This is a genomic window from uncultured Aquimonas sp., from assembly GCF_937888285.1.
Classification (GTDB): Bacteria; Pseudomonadota; Gammaproteobacteria; order Xanthomonadales; family Xanthomonadaceae; genus Aquimonas.
Map to the genome: position 1 here is coordinate 21,165 of NZ_CALART010000050.1, position 19,638 is coordinate 40,802.

At 65.5% G+C, this 19,638-nt stretch carries 22 protein-coding genes and 1 pseudogene; 14 read left to right on the forward strand and 9 right to left on the reverse strand.

Annotated features, from left to right (window positions below; translation table 11 throughout):
- Positions 1–54 precede the first annotated feature (54 nt).
- On the reverse strand, positions 55–2,379 hold the full coding sequence (locus Q0654_RS10775) for a phage integrase family protein (protein WP_298853710.1): 2,325 nt from the start codon (positions 2,377–2,379) through the stop codon (positions 55–57).
- Positions 2,380–3,754: 1,375 nt separating this feature from the next.
- On the opposite strand from Q0654_RS10775, the gene Q0654_RS10780 reads away from it, so the two are divergent.
- The 4 genes from Q0654_RS10780 (at position 3,755) to Q0654_RS10795 (ending at position 8,746) form a co-directional block, all read left to right on the forward strand.
- Complete coding sequence (locus tag Q0654_RS10780; protein WP_298853712.1) at positions 3,755–3,952, forward strand: hypothetical protein; 198 nt, start codon at positions 3,755–3,757, stop codon at positions 3,950–3,952.
- 341 nt (positions 3,953–4,293) lie between these two features.
- Complete coding sequence (locus tag Q0654_RS10785) at positions 4,294–6,624, forward strand: S8 family serine peptidase (protein WP_298853714.1); 2,331 nt, start codon at positions 4,294–4,296, stop codon at positions 6,622–6,624.
- 116 nt (positions 6,625–6,740) lie between these two features.
- Entirely contained in the window at positions 6,741–7,004 is a 264-nt protein-coding gene (locus Q0654_RS10790; RefSeq protein WP_176071490.1) for a hypothetical protein, read from the forward strand.
- Positions 7,005–7,144: 140 nt separating this feature from the next.
- The gene (locus Q0654_RS10795; RefSeq protein WP_176071489.1) at positions 7,145–8,746 is read left to right on the forward strand and encodes a phospholipase D-like domain-containing protein; all 1,602 of its coding nucleotides are present in this window, start codon (positions 7,145–7,147) and stop codon (positions 8,744–8,746) included.
- A gap of 34 nt (positions 8,747–8,780) precedes the next feature.
- Here the strand turns inward: Q0654_RS10795 and Q0654_RS10800 are convergent, their stop codons facing one another.
- The 3 genes from Q0654_RS10800 to Q0654_RS10810 are packed head-to-tail and all read right to left on the reverse strand — an operon-like array spanning position 8,781 to position 11,217.
- Positions 8,781–9,137 carry a DUF6527 family protein gene (locus Q0654_RS10800; protein ID WP_176071488.1) on the reverse strand — a complete coding sequence of 119 codons (357 nt, stop codon included), beginning with the start codon at positions 9,135–9,137 and terminating at the stop codon, positions 8,781–8,783.
- The gene (locus Q0654_RS10805; protein ID WP_298853724.1) at positions 9,134–10,519 is read right to left on the reverse strand and encodes a ThiF family adenylyltransferase; all 1,386 of its coding nucleotides are present in this window, start codon (positions 10,517–10,519) and stop codon (positions 9,134–9,136) included. The genes Q0654_RS10800 and Q0654_RS10805 overlap by 4 nt, the downstream gene beginning before the upstream one ends.
- A 2-nt stretch (positions 10,520–10,521) precedes the next feature.
- Complete coding sequence (locus Q0654_RS10810) at positions 10,522–11,217, reverse strand: multiubiquitin domain-containing protein (protein ID WP_176071486.1); 696 nt, start codon at positions 11,215–11,217, stop codon at positions 10,522–10,524.
- Positions 11,218–11,351: 134 nt separating this feature from the next.
- On the opposite strand from Q0654_RS10810, the gene Q0654_RS10815 reads away from it, so the two are divergent.
- The 5 genes and pseudogenes from Q0654_RS10815 to Q0654_RS22365 all read left to right on the forward strand — a co-directional run.
- The gene (locus tag Q0654_RS10815; RefSeq protein ID WP_176071485.1) at positions 11,352–11,930 is read left to right on the forward strand and encodes a hypothetical protein; all 579 of its coding nucleotides are present in this window, start codon (positions 11,352–11,354) and stop codon (positions 11,928–11,930) included.
- 4 nt (positions 11,931–11,934) lie between these two features.
- Entirely contained in the window at positions 11,935–12,345 is a 411-nt protein-coding gene (locus Q0654_RS10820) for a hypothetical protein (protein WP_176071484.1), read from the forward strand.
- Between the two features lie 31 nt (positions 12,346–12,376).
- Positions 12,377–13,699, forward strand: a complete 1,323-nt coding sequence (locus Q0654_RS10825) for a hypothetical protein (protein ID WP_298853728.1) — start codon at positions 12,377–12,379, stop codon at positions 13,697–13,699.
- Positions 13,696–13,905 (forward strand): hypothetical protein, encoded by a 210-nt coding sequence (locus Q0654_RS10830; protein ID WP_176071482.1) that lies wholly within the window; start codon positions 13,696–13,698, stop codon positions 13,903–13,905. Before Q0654_RS10825 ends, Q0654_RS10830 begins: the two co-directional genes overlap by 4 nt.
- Positions 13,902–14,045: pseudogene (locus Q0654_RS22365) on the forward strand (transposase); the annotation flags it as partial. The gene Q0654_RS10830 and the pseudogene Q0654_RS22365, both read left to right, overlap by 4 nt.
- Positions 14,046–14,438: 393 nt before the next feature.
- Here Q0654_RS22365 and Q0654_RS10840 read toward each other — a convergent pair.
- From Q0654_RS10840 to Q0654_RS10855, 4 genes are all read right to left on the reverse strand, one after another.
- Positions 14,439–14,981, reverse strand: coding sequence for a hypothetical protein (locus Q0654_RS10840; RefSeq protein ID WP_298853730.1), 543 nt, complete (start codon positions 14,979–14,981; stop codon positions 14,439–14,441).
- Between the two features lie 200 nt (positions 14,982–15,181).
- Entirely contained in the window at positions 15,182–15,877 is a 696-nt protein-coding gene (locus Q0654_RS10845; protein ID WP_298853731.1) for an anti-sigma factor, read from the reverse strand.
- Positions 15,772–16,305 (reverse strand): RNA polymerase sigma factor, encoded by a 534-nt coding sequence (locus tag Q0654_RS10850; protein WP_298853732.1) that lies wholly within the window; start codon positions 16,303–16,305, stop codon positions 15,772–15,774. The genes Q0654_RS10845 and Q0654_RS10850 overlap by 106 nt, the downstream gene beginning before the upstream one ends.
- Before the next feature lie 22 nt (positions 16,306–16,327).
- On the reverse strand, positions 16,328–16,711 hold the full coding sequence (locus tag Q0654_RS10855; protein ID WP_298853733.1) for a hypothetical protein: 384 nt from the start codon (positions 16,709–16,711) through the stop codon (positions 16,328–16,330).
- Between the two features lie 231 nt (positions 16,712–16,942).
- On the opposite strand from Q0654_RS10855, the gene Q0654_RS10860 reads away from it, so the two are divergent.
- Positions 16,943–17,722, forward strand: a complete 780-nt coding sequence (locus tag Q0654_RS10860) for a substrate-binding domain-containing protein (protein WP_298853744.1) — start codon at positions 16,943–16,945, stop codon at positions 17,720–17,722.
- A gap of 302 nt (positions 17,723–18,024) precedes the next feature.
- A complete protein-coding gene (locus Q0654_RS10865) occupies positions 18,025–18,228 on the forward strand; it encodes a copper-binding protein (RefSeq protein WP_298853746.1) in 204 nt (67 codons plus the stop codon).
- Between the two features lie 47 nt (positions 18,229–18,275).
- Here the strand turns inward: Q0654_RS10865 and merR are convergent, their stop codons facing one another.
- Positions 18,276–18,686 carry an Hg(II)-responsive transcriptional regulator gene (merR, locus tag Q0654_RS10870; protein ID WP_298853734.1) on the reverse strand — a complete coding sequence of 137 codons (411 nt, stop codon included), beginning with the start codon at positions 18,684–18,686 and terminating at the stop codon, positions 18,276–18,278.
- 42 nt (positions 18,687–18,728) lie between these two features.
- Here merR and merT point away from each other — a divergent pair, with 42 nt between their 5' ends.
- Genes merT through Q0654_RS10885 form a run of 3 tightly spaced genes read left to right on the forward strand, consistent with a single transcriptional unit; the run spans position 18,729 to position 19,585 of the window.
- A complete protein-coding gene (merT, locus tag Q0654_RS10875; protein WP_298853735.1) occupies positions 18,729–19,112 on the forward strand; it encodes a mercuric ion transporter MerT in 384 nt (127 codons plus the stop codon).
- Between the two features lie 18 nt (positions 19,113–19,130).
- A complete protein-coding gene (gene merP, locus Q0654_RS10880; RefSeq protein WP_298853737.1) occupies positions 19,131–19,415 on the forward strand; it encodes a mercury resistance system periplasmic binding protein MerP in 285 nt (94 codons plus the stop codon).
- A complete protein-coding gene (locus Q0654_RS10885; protein ID WP_298853738.1) occupies positions 19,412–19,585 on the forward strand; it encodes a GDCCVxC domain-containing (seleno)protein in 174 nt (57 codons plus the stop codon). Before merP ends, Q0654_RS10885 begins: the two co-directional genes overlap by 4 nt.
- Positions 19,586–19,638: the final 53 nt, after the last annotated feature.

Genomic DNA, 19,638 nt, shown 5'->3' on the forward strand with positions numbered 1-19,638 from the left:
CCCAAGCGTCAGAAAACGGGCTGTGGTTCCGTACCACACCCATCCCTCCAGCGCCTACCGCGGCGGCGATTTCGCCCGGCGCGCTGCCGGTTCCGCGATACCGCCTTCTGCTCCCGCTCGCTGCATCGCCCTGATGCCTCGAACGATGTCGGTGGCGTCGGCTTTCACGTAGACCGACGTCACCCGCAGATCGGAGTGACCGAGCAGGCTCTGCAGCACCTGCGGCTGCATCTGCTTGACGGCGGTGTTTGCGAAGGTGTGGCGCAGCCAGTGCGTGGAAGCTCCAAGGAATTCACTCGCATCCGGGGCGTCGCGTCGCGAGGCAGCTGCCACAGCTGCATCGCGGAAGAACCGCCGCAGGAGCTTGTAGATGGCTGATCGCTCCAGCGCACCGAAGCGGTCTGCCTGTGACGAAGCCGCGCGATCGACGAATGCGACGCCAAGGTGGTCAAGCTTGCGGCGAGGGGGAGGGCGCCTCAGGATGCCCACCAGGGGCCGCCACGCATGCAAGGCTTCCTGCGCCAGCGCCTCGGCCAAGCCGCCACCAGAGGGGTCGCTCGCGCTCGCAGTCTGAACGTTGCCACGGCGGAGGCTGCGCTCGCCGGCTGCCGTCGTCGCCAGGCTGCCAGGAACCTGGACCCTGCTGACCGAGGGATCGAACCCAAGGCCAGCTGCGTCCATGTCGCGGTGGTGCTGCTCGATCAGTGCCTTGACGTGGTCCAGGACCACGACCGTTCGCAGCTTTCCGCCCTTGCCGACGACTTCGAGCAGCCAGGCGGACTCACCGTCCACCTGTTCCTCCCGAAACCCCTTCATGCGGGTCGTAGCCAGCTCCGACAGGCGCAGCCCGGTGGTGCTCCCGAGCTCCAGCAGCAGTTCCAGGCGGCGCCGTTCCGGAGTGTCCGGCTTTTCATGTAGCACCTGCCTGGCAAAGGCCCAGTGGCGATCGCTGAAGGAGCGCCGCACGTCGATGCTTGGTTTGATCAGCCCGAGGGTGCGCCCCAGATTGGCCATGGCGTTTGCCCGCAGGTAGCCTTTCTCCAGCATCGTGCTGAACATGCTTCCGAGCACCGTGAACTCGTGGCGCTGGCTGTTCCGCCCCAAGGGGCCCCGGAAAGGCCGCCAGGACGCGTCCTCGCGCCTGACTTGGCGCTCCTGCACCCAGTCGGCCGGCGGAGCGGCCAGGAAGGCCTGGTAGGCCTGCAGATCGGGCTCCTGGAGCGATGAAAGCGCCTTGCGCTGCACATGGGTGCACCAGAGGTAGAAGCGCTCGGCTACGCGGGTGTAGTCCCGAAGCGTCTGGCCCCGGTAGCGGCTGAGCCACTGGGAGATCGCCTGGACGTCGGTCTCGGCACCCCAGACGTTCGCCTCTTGCGCCCGAAAGGCCCCGACCCGCCCGGAGAGGGCGTCCGGAAGGGTGCCATCGAAGATGGGAACGAGCGCAAACCGCTCGCCCCCCTGCGCGCCCGCCAACTCTCGCCTGCGCAGCAGCGCCAAGTCGGTCTCCGGACGCCTGGCGGCCTCTTTCAAAGGGCGGCCGCGGGCCTCGGCCACTGGCGTGAGCCAGTCCAGCAGGCGGTGCGCGCGCACCACCCCCATCCGGGCCACCCGCCGGTGCCAGCGGAAGCCGTAGATGTTGACGAAGTTGATCAGGTCGCCCAGCGACTTCACCCCGACCTTGGCCAGGTCGCGGGGCATCCCGGCGCCCAGCCAGAAGCCGGTCTCATCCTCCAGGCTCGGCTCACGTGCCAGCACCTGCTCGAGCGCGGCAAGCGCTTCCAGCACGCCCTTGCGCTGCGCCGTGGTGAGGCGGGCCGGGTCGGCCTCGACCACGTCGGCCCGCCTGGCGTGCGTCGTGGCGGACAGAGCAGGGGAGGGCGCGGCGGCGATGTGTCCGGCTTTTCCTGCCCCCGTGAAGGGTTCACCGACAGGCTCGCCGAACTCCTCCGCGTACAGCTCGAGCCACTCCGCTTCCGTGTAGAAGTCCTCGTCGATCCCGGTCCTGCCGCAGTACTGCGACCGCCAATCCTCGAGGGTGGGGGAGGGCGCTCGGTCCGGGATGGCAGCACTCTCGACGGCAGCCGCTCCCAAACGTCCGGCTTTTCCTGCCCCCGGCCTGGCCCGGGCGGGCACGAAGTCGGGCAGGGCGCGCAGTGCGGCGACGACCAGGCCAGCCTCGGAGGCGCGGCCGCGCTGAGGTCCTGCGTGGTCGATGACGTCGACCAACTGCCGCAAGCGGCTTGCGAAGTGCCGCCGGTCGCTCGGTCCGCCGGAGAAGGCGAGGTACCGCTTCCACGCGTGCTCGAGGTCAATGCCATCGACCAGCGCCCGCAGGAAAGCGAAGTGGTGGCGGCCGAGTTCGCCGGCGCCGGCGCTCAACAGCCGGGTCTGTGCACCGCGAGGGCGGCCGCGGCGGCGCGGCAGGGGCGATGCACCGCCATCAGCGTCGCGATCGGCCGGTTTTCCCTCTGTAGCAGCGGCTGCAGTGCGCTCCAACGGCACTCCTTGGATAGGCAACCAGCACTATAGAAGAATTTTCGCGATGTCCTACTAAGTGGAGTTATCAGGACGTCATTTGGTAGTGAATATTCTGGGGCTGACGACCAGACCTCGTGGCGACCCGCTGGAACAGCATCGCCCGCCTTGCGATCCGTCGGGCAGCGCTGACGCAAGGGCGCGCATCGTGCAGCGGTGTCGCCGTCGTTCGGGCGGCCCTGGCTTGGGTAATGCCACAACGTACCATGTTGGATGGGAAGTGGGCGCGAGGGGTGAGGGGTGAGGGCGTGAAGATCGTATGCATCGGGTGGGGCTCCCTGGTCTGGGATCCCGGCGTTCTGCGCTGCGTTGGCGACTGGCAGACCGATGGCCCCACGTTGCCCCTCGAGTTCGCGCGGGTCTCTCGCGACGGAAGACTGACGCTGGTGCTGACCCCAGGGGCGGAGCCCGTCCCGACCTTGTGGTGCGAATTGGATTACCACACGGGGGAAGCCGCGCAAGCCGCGCTGGCTGGCCGGGAGGGGGCCGCCCTCCATGCCATCGGCCTGTGGCCAGGGTACCCACCGAGACACGCCACTGGCTATGCGGAGATCGCCCAGTGGGGCGCAGACCGAGGATTCGGCGCCGTGACTTGGACTGCCCTGCGCCCGAGGTTCGACGGCGTCGACGGTGCAGGGCCCAAGGACGCCGCCGCAGCCGCGGCCTACCTCTGTACTCTCACCGGGGATGCTTTGGTGCGTGCCAGCGAATACGTTCGGCGCACGCCAGACCAAGTCAGGACCGGGTTCCGCGCGGCACTCGAGGCGACGTTTGCCGTGACCTAACGCCGGGAGCCTGTCATGCCAGCACCGTGACGACCAGCCTCCGGGTGCCGGTGACTAAGGCCGGTGTCTGCATTTGCCTGCCGAGCCTTGTCCCGGGCTACCTGGATGTCGTGCCCGACCTTGTTTAACAAAGAAGGCGTACTGCGGGCGCATGCAGTCAAGGCGTACCTGTTCGACCTCGAGTTGACTTCCGCGCCGCAACGCAACGCGCGGCGGTATCGAAAGAGCCCCGGGGTTTCCACAACGGCGCATCGCCGTGCAAACCGTCTTGTTGACGTTGGGGCCTGGGACTGCGAGGAGCAACCGTCCTCGCCAGTCCGCCAGTCGCATCCAGGCAAGGTCAATCAAGGGGAAATGCTGCATTGCACAATGCATGCGTGATGCCTCCGAGACATCAAACCCCAGTCGCGCTCTTCGTGGCGTTGACCCGAGCCGTGCGCGAAGCTGCGGTGCAGGATGACGTTCGGATCCAGGCCTACGACGTCATTGATAGCATGGCACGGTTGGTCGGCCAGCCCAATTTTCGGCTGGAACTTGACGCGCTTGTCGCCCTGGCTTCCCGACACAGCCGGATCCATTCGGCGCTGCAACCGTTCTGGGATGATCTGTACTCGCTGGCGCCAGAACCGTAGAGCAATGTGGCACCGGAGCCTGTCGAGAGGGCGTCGACCAGCCACCGCCAGTCCGCATGGTGCAGGTCGCTTGCGCGCGGGCCGGTGGGAGTTGATGGCGGCATCGACAAGGGTGCCGCGGGTCCGGGCTGCTATGGCCTCGTTTCGCCGTTCCAGGAACCCGGCAATGGAGTCTTCATCTCGTTGCGACAGAATGTCGGTGCGTCATCCGATCAAAGGATCCGCAAGGCCGCGAGGGGCGTCAGCCTTGGGACAGGCGGGTAGTCGCTCGGATCGACAAGCTCCGTGCGACGCATGCTGACGGGACCGGCCGCAGCGCCGAAGCGGGTTGGAGGAGGAGCATGGCGACCAAACAAACGGCACGTTCGCGCAAATCTGCCCCCAAGGAGGCAAAGAAGCCTGCCGCGGCCAAGCCCACACTGGCCAAGCGCGCCGCACCGGCCAAACGCGTTGCCAAGAAGGCGACAGCCTCCTTCCGTGGCGAGCCCCAGGTCGCGCCGCGGGCGGCCGCAGCATCGTTCGCGCTCAAGTTCCCTCTTGGGAACGACGCTCGGGTCGTGCTCGATGGCTTGAGCCGTTCTGCGATCGACTCGTTCCTCACCAGAACCAACAAGGCCCCCAAGGACAAACCGCTTGCAGACCTCGCCACGGTGCAGGTCAAGAAGGGCGGCAGATGGGTTGGCGTTCCAGGCGTCGACGCCGGTGGACTTGCCGCCGCAGCGATGGCTGCGACCGGCGAACCTCCGGCCGCTTTGCCGGCCAGCAGCGCGGCCGCAGCGAGCAACGGGGAATCCGCCCCAAGCAGCTTGGTCGGCTTCGCAGCAAGCGAAGCAGGCTACTTGGGGGCACTGCCGGCCCGACTCGCCGGTATCGAACGCGGTGATTTGGGCAGGCTGCATCGTGCGGCCGGCGTCAGGCCCGCGACCATGGATGCGCGGCTAATGTTGGCGGTGATCAACCGCCAACGTGGCAAACAGGCTCTGTCGATCACTTCAGCGAACAGCAACGAAGTCGCTGTTGTTGCCAGAGTCGCGGACACAGCATTGTGGCGAGAACTGCCGGACGTGCTCCCAGGCGCGCAACTCGGGATGACGCCCGACGGTTCTGCCATCGTGACCGGTCGCGTGGCGATCGACCGGATCGAGGCCGTTCGCGTCGAGCCCGTGGTCCGCAGCCTCAAAGCCTCACAACTTGTCAGGCCCCAGCTGGAAGCGACGACCCGCACGATGCGCGTCCGCTCAGACCTGCTGCCGGCCGACGTCAAGCCGAAGGGGGGCGTGGGTACGGTGGTCGGAATCGTCGACTTTGGTGGCGACTTCGCTCACGGCAACTTCCGCAAGGCCAACGGCAAGACCCGGCTGCTGGCCATCTGGAATCAGGCTGGCGTCGCGCAGGTCAACAGTCCCTTCAACTACGGCCGCTTGTATACCCAGCAAGAGATCGATGCGGCGCTGCATTCATCCGATCCGTACGCCGCGCTCGGGTACGGTCCTCGCCCGGATACGCCTTTCGAGCGCGGCTCCCATGGCACGCACGTGATGGACATCGCCGCCGGAAACGGGCGCGGAAGCGGCCTGGTAGGAGTGGCGCCGGAGGCCGACCTGGTGTTTGTCGAGGCGTCCGCGAACGACATCCCATGGCAGGGACCCGATGTGGTGAAGAACTCGTTCGGTGATTCGGTCCAGATGCTGGAGGCCATTCGGTTCATCTTCGACCTCGCCGGCGACAGGCCCTGTGTCGTCAACCTGAGCCTCGGGACCAACGGCGGACCGCACGATGGGAGCTCGTTGGTCGAGCAGGGTATCGATGCCATGGTCAGCGAAAAGCCCAACCGCGCAGTCGTCATCGCCGCCAGCAACTCGCAGGGCGACGGCATCCACACGTCGGGCCAGGTTCCGGCGACAGGCCTCGTCGAGGACCTCGTCTGGCGGGTTCGAGATCTGGTTGGCGGCGAGGCTGAGGTCTGGTTCTCCGGAGCCAAGCGGCTCGAGGTCAGCTTGATCGGGCCCGACGGAACCGTCGTGCTGGATGCGCTTCAGCCGGGGAACACGGCGGAAATCACCGATGAGCAGGGAAAGCTGGCCGTCTTTGCCAGCAGCCGCCTCGCTGAGCCGAACAACGGCGACAACGTGTTGGGCATCTACTTGGCGCCAGGTCTGCCCGGTGGCGATTGGACGATCCGGTTGCGCTCTATGGGTGGCGACGCGGTCGACTACCACGCGTGGGTCGAGCGCCTGGATTCGGCGCAGTCATCGTTCGCGCGACCCGTGCCGACACACACCTTGGGGTCGATATCGACCGGTCGGCTGTCGATCGTGGTGGGGTCGTACGACGCGCACAAGACGTCGTTCCCGATCTCCAGCTTCTCTTCGTCGGGACCGACCCGGGATGGACGCGAGAAGCCAGAGGTTTCCGCGCCGGGCGGCTTCGTGATCGCAGCGCACTCGCGCACCGGAACAGGCGTCGTCCGAAAATCCGGAACCAGCATGGCGGCCCCTGCGGTCACTGGCCTGATCGCGCTGATGTTGTCCGAAGCTGCGCGCAAAGGGGTTCAACTGTCGATCAACGACATCCGCGCCAAACTGGCCGCCGGGGCGGAGCAACTGCCGCCAGCGGCGGGAGCCTGGGATCCGCGCTACGGTGCTGGGCGCGCCTCGGCGAGTGCGATCTGACGCCAAGCGAGCGCCATGGACGCGTCTTGGGGTTTGCGCTATGCTGAACTTGCCCTATTAGGAGCAACTTGGCCTGCCAGCTTGTATCCGTACGACGGGGCCCCACCTGGCGAATCATGGCAATCGACCTGTCCAAGCTGCGCAAACTCGAGACGCCGTCGGCATCCATGCAGTCGCGTCGGCCGTCCGAGGACGAGAAGATGGTCGTGCTCGTCAAGCTGCGGCAGGGGTTCGCTCGGCCCAGCTATCTGGTCCCGCGCGGCGAGATCTCCGCAGCGATGTTCTCGACCGAGGTCCCTGCCTCCGCGCTGCAGCGAATCGAGTCCGATCCGGCCGTCGAGTCGGTCTCCATTTCCAAGAGTCTCCCCGGCATTCGCTGAAGGGGTTGTCTGCGGGTCGTCGCCGACGAGCCATGCGTCAGGGACTGGCGCATTTGCCTTGGCCGTTTCGGCCGATCCACGGTGCCCTGAACGCTCGAACTTCGGCGCCGCGCGCGACATGAACTTGGGAGGGCATCCGCATGCGAACACTTGATGCGTCGTCCAGGACCGCCGTCAAGGCCGTCATCGACGCCCATCTGCCTGAGCTGAAGATGCTGCCCGGTTTGGTGGGCGTCGAGCCTGGCTTTCCGATCGTCGACGGAAGCATCCTGCGCGAGCCGGCGATCCTGGTCTTCGTGTCCCACAAGAAGCCCCCGACCGAAATGCTGCTCGAGGATCGGGTCCCGCGTCAGCTCGGGCCCTATCGTGTCGCAGTCATGCAGGCCGATCCCTGGCGCCAGCTTGGAGCCAAGCTTGCAGCCGAAGGCTCCGAGATCGACCTGGCAGCGGATGCCGGCAGCCTGTCGTACGAGGGCATCGAGGGCGATCCGATCGACGTCGAACACCAAGTGGAAAGCTCATTGCTCTGTCACCTCGGTCCAGACGCGGGTTGGCCGGTCTTGAAGCCATTCCTGGAAGCCACCCGATCGTCATTGACCGTCGCGATGTACGACTTCAATGCGGCCTACATCGCCAAGACCTTCATCGACACCATTCGAGACGGAGACATTGAGGCAGCGCTGACCTGGGACGACAGCATGACCGCGCCGGAAACCGAGATCCGTGCCCAACTCAGACAGCGCCTGAAGAGCCGCCTGGACGGCGCGATCATCCAGTGCGGGTCGGGGCGCCGCTTCGCATCCGCCTACCATGCGAAGGTGGCCGTTCGGGACCATGCGTCGTTCTGGCTGTCCAGCGGCAACTGGAGCAAGCGTAGCCAACCAGACATCGATCCGATTGGCGACCCCACCACGGCCAATGGCATGTACTCCGCTGGCAATCGTGAGTGGCATCTCATCGTGGACGATGAAGCTCTGGCCCAGCTGTACGAGCGCTACATCCGCCATGACCTCGAGGCGGCCAAGGCCGACCTGAAGGCAGGCGAGCCGGGCGTCGCGCTCGACGTCCAAGGCGGATGGCACTTCCCCGATGTGCTCGTTCCGATCGAATCGTTGACTGCTGAATCCGGACTGGCACTCGCGACCGTTGAACCGATCGCGCCGGAAGCGCTGCCGTCGGTGCCGCGGCGCATCAAGGTTCAGCCGCTGCTGACGCCGGACAACTATGTGGGACGCGTCGTGGATTGGCTGGCCTCGGCTCGCCGCTCGATCTACCTGCAGTTCTCGTACATCACCTACTCGGACAAGCCCTCCGACGAGCGCTTCACCCAGCTCCTGCTGAGTCTCGCCGAACTCAGCTACAAGCCGGGTCTGGACATGCGCATCATCGTCGGCAACAACGGTGCCGCCGACAAGGTCCGGCGACTGGCGGAGGCCGGATTCAACGAGGCCGTGTTTCGCGTGCAGAGCAACGTGCACAACAAAGGCATCGTGCTCGACGGCGAGTCGGTGCTGGTCAGCAGTGCCAACTGGTCCGCAGACGGCGTGCTGCGCAACCGCGACGCCGGCTTGATCGTGCACGACCGCGAGGTTGCCGGCTACTTCAGCCGCGCGTTCGTCGATGACTGGGAGTCGAGGGCCAGGCCGACGCTCGCCGATGACGCGCCCGTGCTGATTGCGCCGGACGACGGCAGTACGCCCTCAGGCATGGTGCGCATGGCCTGGCGCGACTACTTCAGCTGATTCGAGAGTCAAGTCGAGTTGCGAGCGCGCCGGGTCAGTCCGGCGCGCGGGCTCGACCGCGCGCCCATACGATCCGGCCGCGGATGACGCTGTAGTGGCTGCGACATCCGCGCTTGCGCCACACCGACGGATGCAGCGAGATCTCCCCGGCCGGGTTGACGTTGGCTTTCCAGCGAGGCCTGTCGGTCGGAATCAGGCTCAGTGACACCAACGCTTGACACCCGCAAGGGCAGACCATCGCCGCGGACCAGGCCTCGGGCCCGTCGCCGATGAGGTAGACCACGCCCGGTGATGGTTCGTCGGGGGTGTCTTCGACGCGTTCCCACCGATAGCGCGCGGTCCCCAGCGTGAGCCGCCGGATCCAGGAGGGGAGGGCGAGCTTCCAGCTCATGCACCACCGCTCAGTTCGGGCCAGTCCAGCAGCGGCTCGACGTCGCCCCTTCCAGCATGTCGCGAGAGAACAGGACACGGCTGGCCGTCCGCCTCGTGCTCGAAAATCCCATGGCTGAGGCTGATCCGGGTCACCGAATGCTCGGCGTTTGGATCCAGTCGGTATGGATGCAGACGAGCAAGGAACTCGTTGACCGCCAGGCTGGCGATGAGAGTGTTTAGCTGAACGACGGCAGGGCGATCTTCCTGGACTCCACGGAGATAGCCCTCGTCGAGCAGGCGCTGGTACTGCTGAGGGTCGGTTCGCATCATCCCTGCCGCACGTACCTGCTCGAGCGAGTACACGTGTCGACTCAGCAGGCTCGATCCGCCCGGTTGCAGGTAGTGCACCGAGCCGCACACCTGGTTCACACCGCCCATCCCGTCGGCTTCAATCTTGACGCCGAGATCGAAATACGGGATCAGGTAGAAGGTGGCGAGCTTGTTGAGTAGGTGTCTGCCGTCGATGGTGTCCATGCAGCCGAACAGCACGTCACAGCTGGCGAGCTCGCGCACGACGACGGGGTCGAACAGTGTGGATGCAAGCGTCTGCACGGTGGTTCCCAAGCCCATCGCCGCGATCGCACGTGCGGCGACATCGACCTTGAGTCGCCCATGCTCGGCATCGTCCCGCGTTGTGTTGGCGATCCGGTTCAGGTTCTTGTCCTCGACATGGTCCGGATCCACCAGCACCAGTGAGCCGATGCAATTGCGCGCCAGCTGCTCGATCACCGGACTGCCCGTTCCCGAACAACCGACAACCCCGACCTTGAGCCGGCGGAGCCGCTCGAAGGTCCCGCCACCGAAGGTCTGGGCGATCCGGCGACCGTGCTCGGGTACAGCGGCTGCCCCGCCGCCGCCATCAAATCGCTCGATGTCGTCGCCGATGACATGGACGGCTTGCAGCGGCTGGAACTGCCCGTCTTCGCTAACGACCCTGCCGAACAGCCGGCCGTCATCCATCAGGATCGCGCTGGCGTGCACGGGAGCGCGATCGACCCAGGCATACAGAGACGGAAAGAGCAACCGGTCAGACTCATCGTCCGTCTGCGAGAAGCGGTCGTAGCCGCGGTGGCCGTGGATCTTCACGACGGCCAGTCCGAGCTTGTCGGCGACTTCGAGCCAGGGCACGATGAGTTCAGTGGGCCACGTGACCGCATCCGGCCGCCGGTCGCAAGCTTCGTGGGGAATCAGGTGAACCTGGCGCACCAGAAGTCGCAGGGGATTGCCGCCGCGTGCCATCCCACACAGAAGGATGGCGACAGCCTCGCACCCGTCTTCGGGCAACAAATGGCGCGCCAACTCCGCGCGCTGCCGTGCGGTCAGGGTCAGGGAGGCTGACATGATCAGGCCTTGTTCGCTTCCCGCTCGAGCCACTCCTGGATCAGGGCGAAATGCGTGCTGAGACTGTCGATTCCAGGACGCCAGGGGTTCATGGGCGTGCGGTGACGGCTCCAGCGTTGCCAGACCGTGCCGTCGAAGGGTTCATCGCAGATGGCATTGATCTGCCGGCCCGACGCGAGGACCAAGGCGGGCCGGAAGTAGGCCATGTCGATCTGCACGTCAGGGTAGCCAGGCTCGATGCGGACGCTCACCGAGACGCTGGGCACCGTGTATCCGGCGGGAACGGGCAGACCGTGCACGATCACCCGGCGTTGGCCAGGATCCGCCACCAGCTCGAAATTCAGCCCCAGTCCGTCTAGCCAATCCTGATCCTCCGCAGGCAACGAGAACTGGCGGCGCGGCGCATCCAGCCCCTCGGTCTGGTCCAGGGGGAGCGTCACGAAGCGCTCGACGCCAGGCGCACGCAAGTCGACCGGTTCGTCCAGGCCAACCCGCTTGGGCTGCGTCCCGGGCAGCTTGATGTAGATCGCGAACTGCTCGGGCGGTACCTTCCCCGCCTGGGCAAGCAACTGGCGGCCGGTCACGACGGGTTCGGTCAAGACGTACAGGATCTTGTCGATCATCACGCGGTATTCGCGCTTGCGGCGATCATCGTCTTCCGCGCCGGACTCGGGTGCCTGGGTTTCGTTGGTGTTCATGGTGTAGCCTCTTTCAGTCTGGCGCCGCCCTGGCACCTACCAACACATGCGCACAAGCCAGGACTGCTCGGACATCTGCAGGAGAATCTTGCCTCAGATGTCCGAACCCGTGACCGTCGCGCGCATACAGTCTCGTGAATCCGCCCACCGTCACCGAAGCTGCTTCGGGTTTCGTCTCCATCGATGAGGTGGCTGCAGTCATGGAGCGGCTTTCCTCAGCCGACTCCGCGCGCTTGGCCCAGCTGGCGCGCCTGCGCTGCTTGGGGGCGGTTGGACTGGAGTGGCAGGACCTGCTCCATGAAGCGTTCATCCGGGTCCTGGATGGTCGCCGTCGCTGGCCGCGCGACGTGCCCTTTGTGGCCTTCATTGCCCAGAGCATGCGCAGTATTGCCTCGGAAACCAGGCAAGCGGACATGGTCGAGTTCGGTGCGCTCACGGAACATGAGTTCGGGGACGACCATGGAACTGTCAATGTGGTGGCCAGAACGGACATCACGCCGGAGCGTGAGATGGCCGGCCGCCAGATGCTGATCGAAATCGAAGCGCTGTTCGCGGAGGACGCGATCGGACTTTCTGTCCTGGAGGGGTTGGCCCGTGGCGATTCGGCCGGCGAGGTGCAAGCGCAACTCGGGTTGGACCCAACGACCTATGCCAGCACACTGCGTCGCATCCGCCGGCGCCTGACCAACTACTTGCTCCCTACTGAAGCATGAGGCCATGATGATCAAGACACGACATCCGGAGCAACTGATCGACGCTATGGAGGCCATGATCCTGACGGCTGATGCCGACGACTTGTTGTCGGCCCCCGCGGGGAGCTTGGCGGTGGCTGCTCTGCAAGTGCAAGAGATCGCCAGGCGAAGCCTGGCCTCGCGCAATGACCGGGACACTGCTGCGCAGCCACGAAAGAGTGGCAGGAGTGCTCGTGGCCCCGGACCTTTGATGGACTATCTGAAGCGCCTGGTCACGGCTCGCCCGGAAGTCTCGCCGAATCTCGCCGCAGCGTTCGCTGCGGGAAAATCACCGAGCCAGGAGGAGGTCGAAGCGCTGGCCGTCGAACTGTTGAAGACTCGACTGAGCAGTCCCAAGCCAAATCGGAAGCGACAAACCGGGGGCTCGCGCGGCTGAGGCGTAGCGCGAGTACAGGAAGGGGGAGGCAGTGACCGCAGAAGTCGTCGTGATGAATCGATTGGGCGTGGCCCTGGCCAGCGACAGCGCAGCCAGCGTCCTTGTTGGGGGCAGAACAAAGCTGTACCACGCTGACAAGCTGTTCATGCTGTCGAATGTGCGACCGGTCGCGGTCATGGTCTACAACAGTTCGTCGCTGCTTCAGGTTCCGTGGGAGACCATCGTCAAGTCCTTCCGGAAAGAACTGGGCGATGTGGCTTACGACACGCTGGAAGAATACGCCGCAGCGCTGATTGCGTACTTAAACCGCAGTCACGGTATGTTTCCAGAGGACGTTCAGAAGGTGATGTTTCTCCATACGTTGGGTGTGCTCTTCAAGGAGATCGATCGCGACGTTCGGCGGGATGCGCTGGAGAAGTACTTCGCTGACGGTGCTGATGATGGTCACAACGCGCTGCGAGAGGCGGCGGCGCCTTGCATCGCTCGTGTCTTCGAAGAATGGGATGCGAGCCCGGACCTGGATGCAGCGACCTTTCCGTCGACCACGGCTATGACTTTCGCGACGCGGCTCTCCGGTGAGATCAATCGCCTGGTCAGCGAGAACTTCTCATACCTCGGCGCCAGCGAGGTGCAGTCCCTGACTCGGCTGGCCCGACTGGTGATTCAAAAGCAGAAGATGGTGACGGACACCTACTCGGGTCTGGTGTTGGCGGGTTTCGGCGAGAAGCAGTTCTTCCCAGTCTTGCAGTCCTACAAGGTCGGCGGCGTGTTCGAGGGACACCTGAAGTACGTTCTCGATGAAACGTTGCGTGTCGACGTCGACCATCCGGCAGTCATCAAGCCCTTCGCGCAGTCGGTCACCGTGGAGGCATTTCTCTATGGTGTCAATCCACAGCTGTACCTGGACTTCGCGAAGGCAGTCCTAGAAACCGTCCTGGGCCTGCCTGACGAGATCATCGACGGCTTCCCGGGTGCCGGAAAGAAGCGCAAGGAAGCGTACCGAGCCACAGTGGCCAACGTGGCCACCGATGCTGCTGCCGATTTGGTGGAGCAGTTCCAGGACCTGCTGAAGGCGCGGCACTATGAGCCGGTCCTGGCTTCGATCGCACATTTGCCGAAGAACGAGCTCGCGCATGTAGCCTCGACGCTGGTCAACCTGAGCTCCTTCCAGAAGCGAGTGTCGATGATCGAAGACGAGACAGTCGGTGGACCGGTGGACGTCGCCGTCATCACCAAGGGTGACGGATTCATCTGGGTCGATCGCAAGCACTACTTCAAACCAGAACTCAACACGCACTTCTTTCGAAACCGTCAGGCGACGATGCCAAGGCCCGCTCCGGGAGATGCAGAATGACCGACAAGTCCCAGCGCAAAGAGAAACTTCGCCGCGAACAGCATTTGCAACAGGTCCGTGAGCGCGCCGACAAACTGCTCGACGAGTTGGCCAAGCGTGACCCTTTGCTGGCCCTTGCGCGTTCGCAGAGACGTACTGCGCAGGAGCGTCCCAATGAGATTGCCGCGTCCGTGTTGACGCTGCTGCGGGAGCAGTTGAATCGCTGAGTCTGGAAGACGCACAGGCGGAAGCCGGCTTGGCCGTGGAGACGACCTGCCGCGAGAGCGGGTTCTCTGGCGCCACGTTCTACAAGTGGCGCGCCAAGTTCGGCTGCTGGGAAGCGTCCGACGCCAAGCGGATGCGCGCGGCAGCATCAGCAACGCGGTCAGAGCGCCAAAGGCCAGGGCGGCGGCGACCTCGCCCAGCGGTGCGCGGATGGAGTGAATCGTGGCGGCGACACCGACGATGCGTCTGCGGCCGTGCTTGAGGCGACATTGGCCGCCACGTTCCGAAGGATCGGCCAAAGCTCGCCCGCACCCGCCTGCAGAACCACCGTGCCTGGCCGCTACAAGTACTGATGCCGTTGCGTCGCACTTGCGCCAGCCAGTGCGCGACGGTTGCGTGGAAGCTGATCCAGAGGCGACAAAGATGCCCCTGCGTGAGGGGACTACGCCGAGGCAAAAGGTCCGGATCAGGCCGTCCACCTGGACACGGTGGGCTGCCAAACCCGGAGCCCCCGCTTCACGGCAGGGCTCCGCCCTCAGTCGTCCGAGTCGAGAATTCCTGCAGCAAACCAGCCGCCGATGACTCCGGTTGTCGAGTTGACGCCGCGGATCAACAACTGCGGGTTGTCACAGGTGGCCGGCAGGACGGCAGTGTTCACGCCGTCCAGCAGCGGGCCACGGATGGTGAAGTTGCCCGCGGCATTCAATTCGGCCGGAGCCGTGCTGACCTTCAGCGCCGTGGCATCGGCAGCGCCGCAAGCCAGCGTCGCAGCCACGTGGGTGACCGGCCCGCGGGTGGCGATGACATCCCCGCTGGAAAACAGCAGCCCCTTGCCGCGGATGTCGACAGTGGCGTCGCTGCAGACTTTGGCGTCCAGCTTGCGGATCACCCAGGCGCGGCCACCCGGGCTGACGCCGCGCACGACGTTGGATACGTCGGCGCCACCGGCTGAGGTGAGCGGGTCCACGCCGATGGCCCCGTTGAACTTCAGGATGACCTCGGCGGGTGCCGCGTAGGTGCCGGCAGCTGCGAGGGCCAGCGACAAGGGCAGAAGGAAGCGGGCTGTGATGGCATGCATGGATGGATCCTCGTTGGGGTGTTGCCAGTCGCCGCGATGGCTGCGTCGCTGGCGCGGGTTGAACCGGGTTCTTCCAACCCGGTCCTGTGCGCTAAACACCGCGGACCTGGGATCTATTCCCTGCGCACGAGGCGCCCCCAGCGCGATCGACGTCGCAAGGGTTGTCGGCCGGTTCCAGGTCGTGGGCCTGTGTCGCAGGCTCAAGGCGTCAACTGGCGATAGACCTCGCGAGCCAGGGCCATCGCGCTGGCCGCTGGCAGTTCGCCGCTGAAGGCATAGCCCATGCGGCCTTCGATCCAGTAGAACGACTCCAAGGCACCATCGCGAGCGGACCGGAACGCTGTTTCGCCCGGTATCTGGCCTTCGTCGAAGACGGTCACGTACAGCGTCACCCGGTGGCCGGCCGTGTCCTCGTACATGAACTGGGCGCGCGGACTGTGCGGGCCGGGCAGCAGCCGCCCTCCCAAAAGTCGGAATCCCTGCGCCTGCAAGGTTGGCGCCTTCAGCGGCGTGCCGAGTCTGCGCGTCAACCACTGCACCAGATGGGACTCGTCGGCGGCCGTGACTTCCACCGGATGCCGCACCTCGGGCGTGTACACCGCGTGGGCGATCACCGCGTCGCGCGCGAATGCAGGTTCAGCGGTCGCGATCCGCAGCGAAGCGTCGCCCGCGCCATCGGGGATCAGGCGCCCACCGATCAGGCCGCTCACCAGGCCCACGCCCAGCATCACGGCTGCCGCCGCCGCATGCTTCCACGGGAGCCGACGCTGCGCCTGTGTGACGACACGTGTCAGTGCCGCCGGCGTCTCGCCGACCTCGAGGCTGCGGTGCAACTGGCGCAGTTGCAGCCGCTGTGCTTGCCACTGCGCCACACGCAAAGCGTCGTCGGGATGCATGCGCAGCCAATCGAGGACCGCGGGAATGCGCGTCGCGTCGAGTTGGCCATCGACCAAAGCGTGCAGCTCGACATCGCTGACGCTGGCATGGGGGTCGTCAGGGCCGGCGACATGCGCGCCAGCGCCTTGCGCATGTCCATCTGTTCGCCCACCTGGATGAAAGGCTCGTGCGACGCCTCGACCACGTCGTCCAGCGAAGCATGGGCATCGTCGTGACGCCAATCGCGTCGCTGGTTGAGAAAGAGGTTGTGCATCAGCGTGAGCAGCCAGGAACGCAGGGCCGTTCCCGGCTGCCACAGCGCCCACTTGACGCAGGCCCGCTCCAGCGTGTCCTGCACCAGATCGTCGGCGCGTGAGGCATCACCCGTCAGCAGCCTGGCGTAGCGCCGCAGATGCGGGATATGGGCCAGCGTCTGCTCGACGGACATGGGGCGTCAGCCGCGGTCGGCTTCAGGGCCTGGCCAGGCGCCATACGCCGTTGACGCCGTCGCCGGTGCGGTCCCCGGGCTTCTGGTCCTTGGCCCAGAAGTACACCGGCTTGCCCTTGTAGGCCCACTGCTTGCTGCCGTCGTCGCGTGCGATCACCGCCCAATCGCCGCTGGCAGCCGCGCCCGCTGCCGCTGCCAGCGGGGGCCAGTTCTGCGCACAAGTGCCGTTGCACACGCTCTTGCCGGAGCCGGCGGCGTCCTTGTCGAAGGTGTACAGCGTCATGCCGTTGGCGCCGACGAGCACTCCATCAGCCGTCTTGGCCGGGCTGGCCGACATCGTGCTGGCGCAACCGGCGGCCAGAATGGCTGCGACGGTAAAGAGGGACAGGGTCAGTCTGCGAATCATGGAACCTCCATTGGAGACGTTGAGAGGGGCTTGCAGTCGAATAAACACGGCAGGGGTGCCGGCTATTCCGTCGACAAGAGATTCCTTTCTGACCGGCGGCCTACGGCCAGCGTCACCACGATGGAATAAACCTCGGCGCGGGCGTGTTGACGTTCACATGCCCGCCGTGGCATGCGGCAGGGCCTTTAGCACTGCCGAACGCAGTCCGAGCCCTCTCACCTGGTGATTCTCATGAACCCTGTCTCTCTTCGAAGCCATCTCGTCCGCTTGCTCGGCGGCGGTGCCATCGCGCTGCTGGCTGCCGGCGGCGCCTTGGCCCAGACGCTTCACATGTACGGCCCTGGCGGGCCGGCTCCCGCCATGAAGGAGGCAGCCGCCGCCCTCGAACGCGCCGGTGGCGCCAAGATCGAGGTCGTCGCAGGCCCGACCCCGCAGTGGCTGGCGCAGGCCAAGGTCGATTCCGACCTTGTCTACAGCGGCTCGGAGACCATGATGACCGACTTCGTCACTGCGCTGGAGCCGCAGCTGTCGCACCGCGAGGTCACGCCCTTGTACCTGCGGCCGCTGGCCATGCTGGTGCGTCCGGGCAATCCGCGCAAGATCCGCAGCTTCGAGGATCTGCAGCGGCCCGGGATGTCGATCCTGGTCGTCAACGGTGCCGGGCAGAACGGCGCCTGGGAGGACGCCGCCGGGCGCAAAGGCGACATCCGCACGGTCAAGGCGATTCGCGCCAACATCGCTTCGTACGCCCGCAACAGTGCCGAGGCCAGGGCCACGTGGGTGGCGGACTCCTCGATCGACGTGTGGCTGATCTGGAACATCTGGCAAGTCACGAGCCCGACGCTGGCCGATGTGGTGGAGATCTCCGCCGACTACGCCGTGTACAGGGACGCCGCCATCGCGATCACCACCCGCGGCAAGGACAAGCCGCAGGCACAGAAGTTCGTGGAGTTTCTGCAGTCGCCGGCGGGGGCCGCCATCTTCTCGAAGTGGGGTTGGAAGGTTAACTGAGGTCCGCATGGGTCAGATGGTCAGAGTGATTCACCGTTCATGGTTCGACTAGTTGCGTCACCGATCGCGACGCAAGCTTTTTGCATCGTTATTGCTAGACGGATCTGCGTACAGGGTCTGCAAGGTCACTGTGAGCACCGCGCCATCCTGCACCACGCAGGAGCGATCCAGGAACTCGCGCCTGGTCTCTAAGGGATGGTCCTGGAGGATGGCGCTGGCGGCGACATCGCTCCCGGCGCCCGCTTCGAACCGCCACCATCCTGCCGCAGCCGCGTCGGCTGCCGACATGGCCCGAGGGGGAGATCCGCGAGGTCGACAATGACGCGAAGAAGCTCACGATCAAGCATAGACATTTCAAAAGCCTAGACATGCCCCCGATGACCACGGTCTTCCAGGTGAAGGACACCGCCCCGCTCGACACGGTCGACCCCGGCGACAAGGTCCGCTTCCTCGTCGAGAAGGCTGCATCGGGCTTCGTCGTGACCGACGTCCAGGCGGCGAAGTGAACGAGGGTTGTCAGGAGGTCGCTTGGCGCTCGAAATTCGAGGCTCCGTCACGCAGCCGCCTGCAACGACGCGATCAGCGGACAGGCAACACGGCCGCGAGCGCCTTCGCAGCGCGCCACCAGCGCCGCCAGCACCTCTTCGATGCGCTGCAGGTCGGCCAGCCGCTGTCGCACGTCCAGCAGCCGGTGCGCAGCGATCTCGCGCGCCTGAGCGCAGCGTGTGCCGTCATCAAGTTGCAGCAGTTGCGCGACTTCGTCCAGGCTGAAGCCGATGCGTTGGGCGGACTTGATGAAGCGAACGCGCGCCGCGTCGTCTGGGCCGTAGCGCCGCACACTTCGGTGCGGCCGCTCGGGCTCGCCGAGAAGGCCACGGCGCTGGTAGAAGCGAATCGTCTCAACGTTTACGCCGGCCGCAGCGGCCAGCGCGCCGATAGTCAGTTTGTCGGTGGGTTCGGACATGGTGCTTGACTCCGTACTCAGGTACGGAAGTATGCTGCCTGCATGGATTCGAGTTCCGGCGCCACGGCGACTTCCTCTTCCCGATCAGGTGGTGAGCGCGGCCCTTTGCTGGCCGGCGCGCTGGCGGCCCTGCTGGCCTCGAGTTGCTGTATCGGCCCATTGGTGCTGCTGGGCCTGGGGGTCTCGGGTGCCTGGATCGGCAACCTGACGGCGCTGGAGCCCTGGCGGCCCTTGTTCATCACTGTGGCGCTGGGTGCCTTGTTGCTGGCCGCACGGCGCATCTGGCGGCCCGCGGCGGCCTGTGCGCCGGGCGAGGTGTGTGCGGTGCCGCGCGTTCGGCGCGGCTACCGGTTGATGTTCTTGGTCGTTGCGCTGCTGGTCGCAGTGGCGCTGGCCTTCCTCTGGTTGGCGCCTTGGTTCTATTGATTGAAGGGAGAAGTCGTCATGAACAAGTGCCTGGCCCTGGTCCTGTCTGGCCTGCTGGCGTCGTCGGCGTGGAGCGCCCCGCGCACCGTCACCTTGTCCTTGCCCACGATGGATTGCCTGGTCTGCCCGATCACCGTGAAGAAGGCGCTGGGCAAGGTCGAGGGCGTCAGCCGGGCCGAGGTGGACTTCGGCAAGCGGCAGGCCATCGTCAGCTTCGACGACGCGAAGACCAATGTGGAGGCGCTGGCACGCGCGACCAGGGACGCGGGTTATCCATCGACGGTGTTCGGGAATGCGAAGTGAACGCGAGGGCTGACGCAGTATTGCTGGACTCGACCCTGACCTGCCCGCACTGCGGCCATGCCAAGACAGAAGCGATGCCCACCGACGCCTGCCAGTGGTTCTATGAATGCGAGCAGTGCCGCGCGGTGCTGAGGCCCAAACTCGGGGACTGCTGTGTCTACTGCTCCTAGGGGTCGTCTCAGAAAACGGAAAATAAAGCACGCTAAGCGTGCGTGGAGGCTGG

What these genes read in the sequence shown, in the direction of transcription:
- Q0654_RS10810 (WP_176071486.1), bottom strand. Translation starts at nt 11,217, where the DNA reads ATGAACACCAACGAAACCCAGGCACCCGAGTCCGGCGCGGAAGACGAT.
- merR (WP_298853734.1), bottom strand. Translation starts at nt 18,686, where the DNA reads ATGTCCGAACCCACCGACAAACTGACTATCGGCGCGCTGGCCGCTGCG.
- Q0654_RS10820 (WP_176071484.1), top strand. Translation starts at nt 11,935, where the DNA reads ATGATGATCAAGACACGACATCCGGAGCAACTGATCGACGCTATGGAG.
- Q0654_RS10830 (WP_176071482.1), top strand. Translation starts at nt 13,696, where the DNA reads ATGACCGACAAGTCCCAGCGCAAAGAGAAACTTCGCCGCGAACAGCAT.
- Q0654_RS10840 (WP_298853730.1), bottom strand. Translation starts at nt 14,981, where the DNA reads ATGCATGCCATCACAGCCCGCTTCCTTCTGCCCTTGTCGCTGGCCCTC.
- merP (WP_298853737.1), top strand. Translation starts at nt 19,131, where the DNA reads ATGAACAAGTGCCTGGCCCTGGTCCTGTCTGGCCTGCTGGCGTCGTCG.
- Q0654_RS10805 (WP_298853724.1), bottom strand. Translation starts at nt 10,519, where the DNA reads ATGTCAGCCTCCCTGACCCTGACCGCACGGCAGCGCGCGGAGTTGGCG.
- Q0654_RS10800 (WP_176071488.1), bottom strand. Translation starts at nt 9,137, where the DNA reads ATGAGCTGGAAGCTCGCCCTCCCCTCCTGGATCCGGCGGCTCACGCTG.
- Q0654_RS10790 (WP_176071490.1), top strand. Translation starts at nt 6,741, where the DNA reads ATGGCAATCGACCTGTCCAAGCTGCGCAAACTCGAGACGCCGTCGGCA.
- Q0654_RS10860 (WP_298853744.1), top strand. Translation starts at nt 16,943, where the DNA reads ATGAACCCTGTCTCTCTTCGAAGCCATCTCGTCCGCTTGCTCGGCGGC.
- Q0654_RS10785 (WP_298853714.1), top strand. Translation starts at nt 4,294, where the DNA reads ATGGCGACCAAACAAACGGCACGTTCGCGCAAATCTGCCCCCAAGGAG.
- Q0654_RS10795 (WP_176071489.1), top strand. Translation starts at nt 7,145, where the DNA reads ATGCGAACACTTGATGCGTCGTCCAGGACCGCCGTCAAGGCCGTCATC.
- Q0654_RS10845 (WP_298853731.1), bottom strand. Translation starts at nt 15,877, where the DNA reads ATGCATCCCGACGACGCTTTGCGTGTGGCGCAGTGGCAAGCACAGCGG.
- Q0654_RS10855 (WP_298853733.1), bottom strand. Translation starts at nt 16,711, where the DNA reads ATGATTCGCAGACTGACCCTGTCCCTCTTTACCGTCGCAGCCATTCTG.
- Q0654_RS10850 (WP_298853732.1), bottom strand. Translation starts at nt 16,305, where the DNA reads ATGTCCGTCGAGCAGACGCTGGCCCATATCCCGCATCTGCGGCGCTAC.
- merT (WP_298853735.1), top strand. Translation starts at nt 18,729, where the DNA reads ATGGATTCGAGTTCCGGCGCCACGGCGACTTCCTCTTCCCGATCAGGT.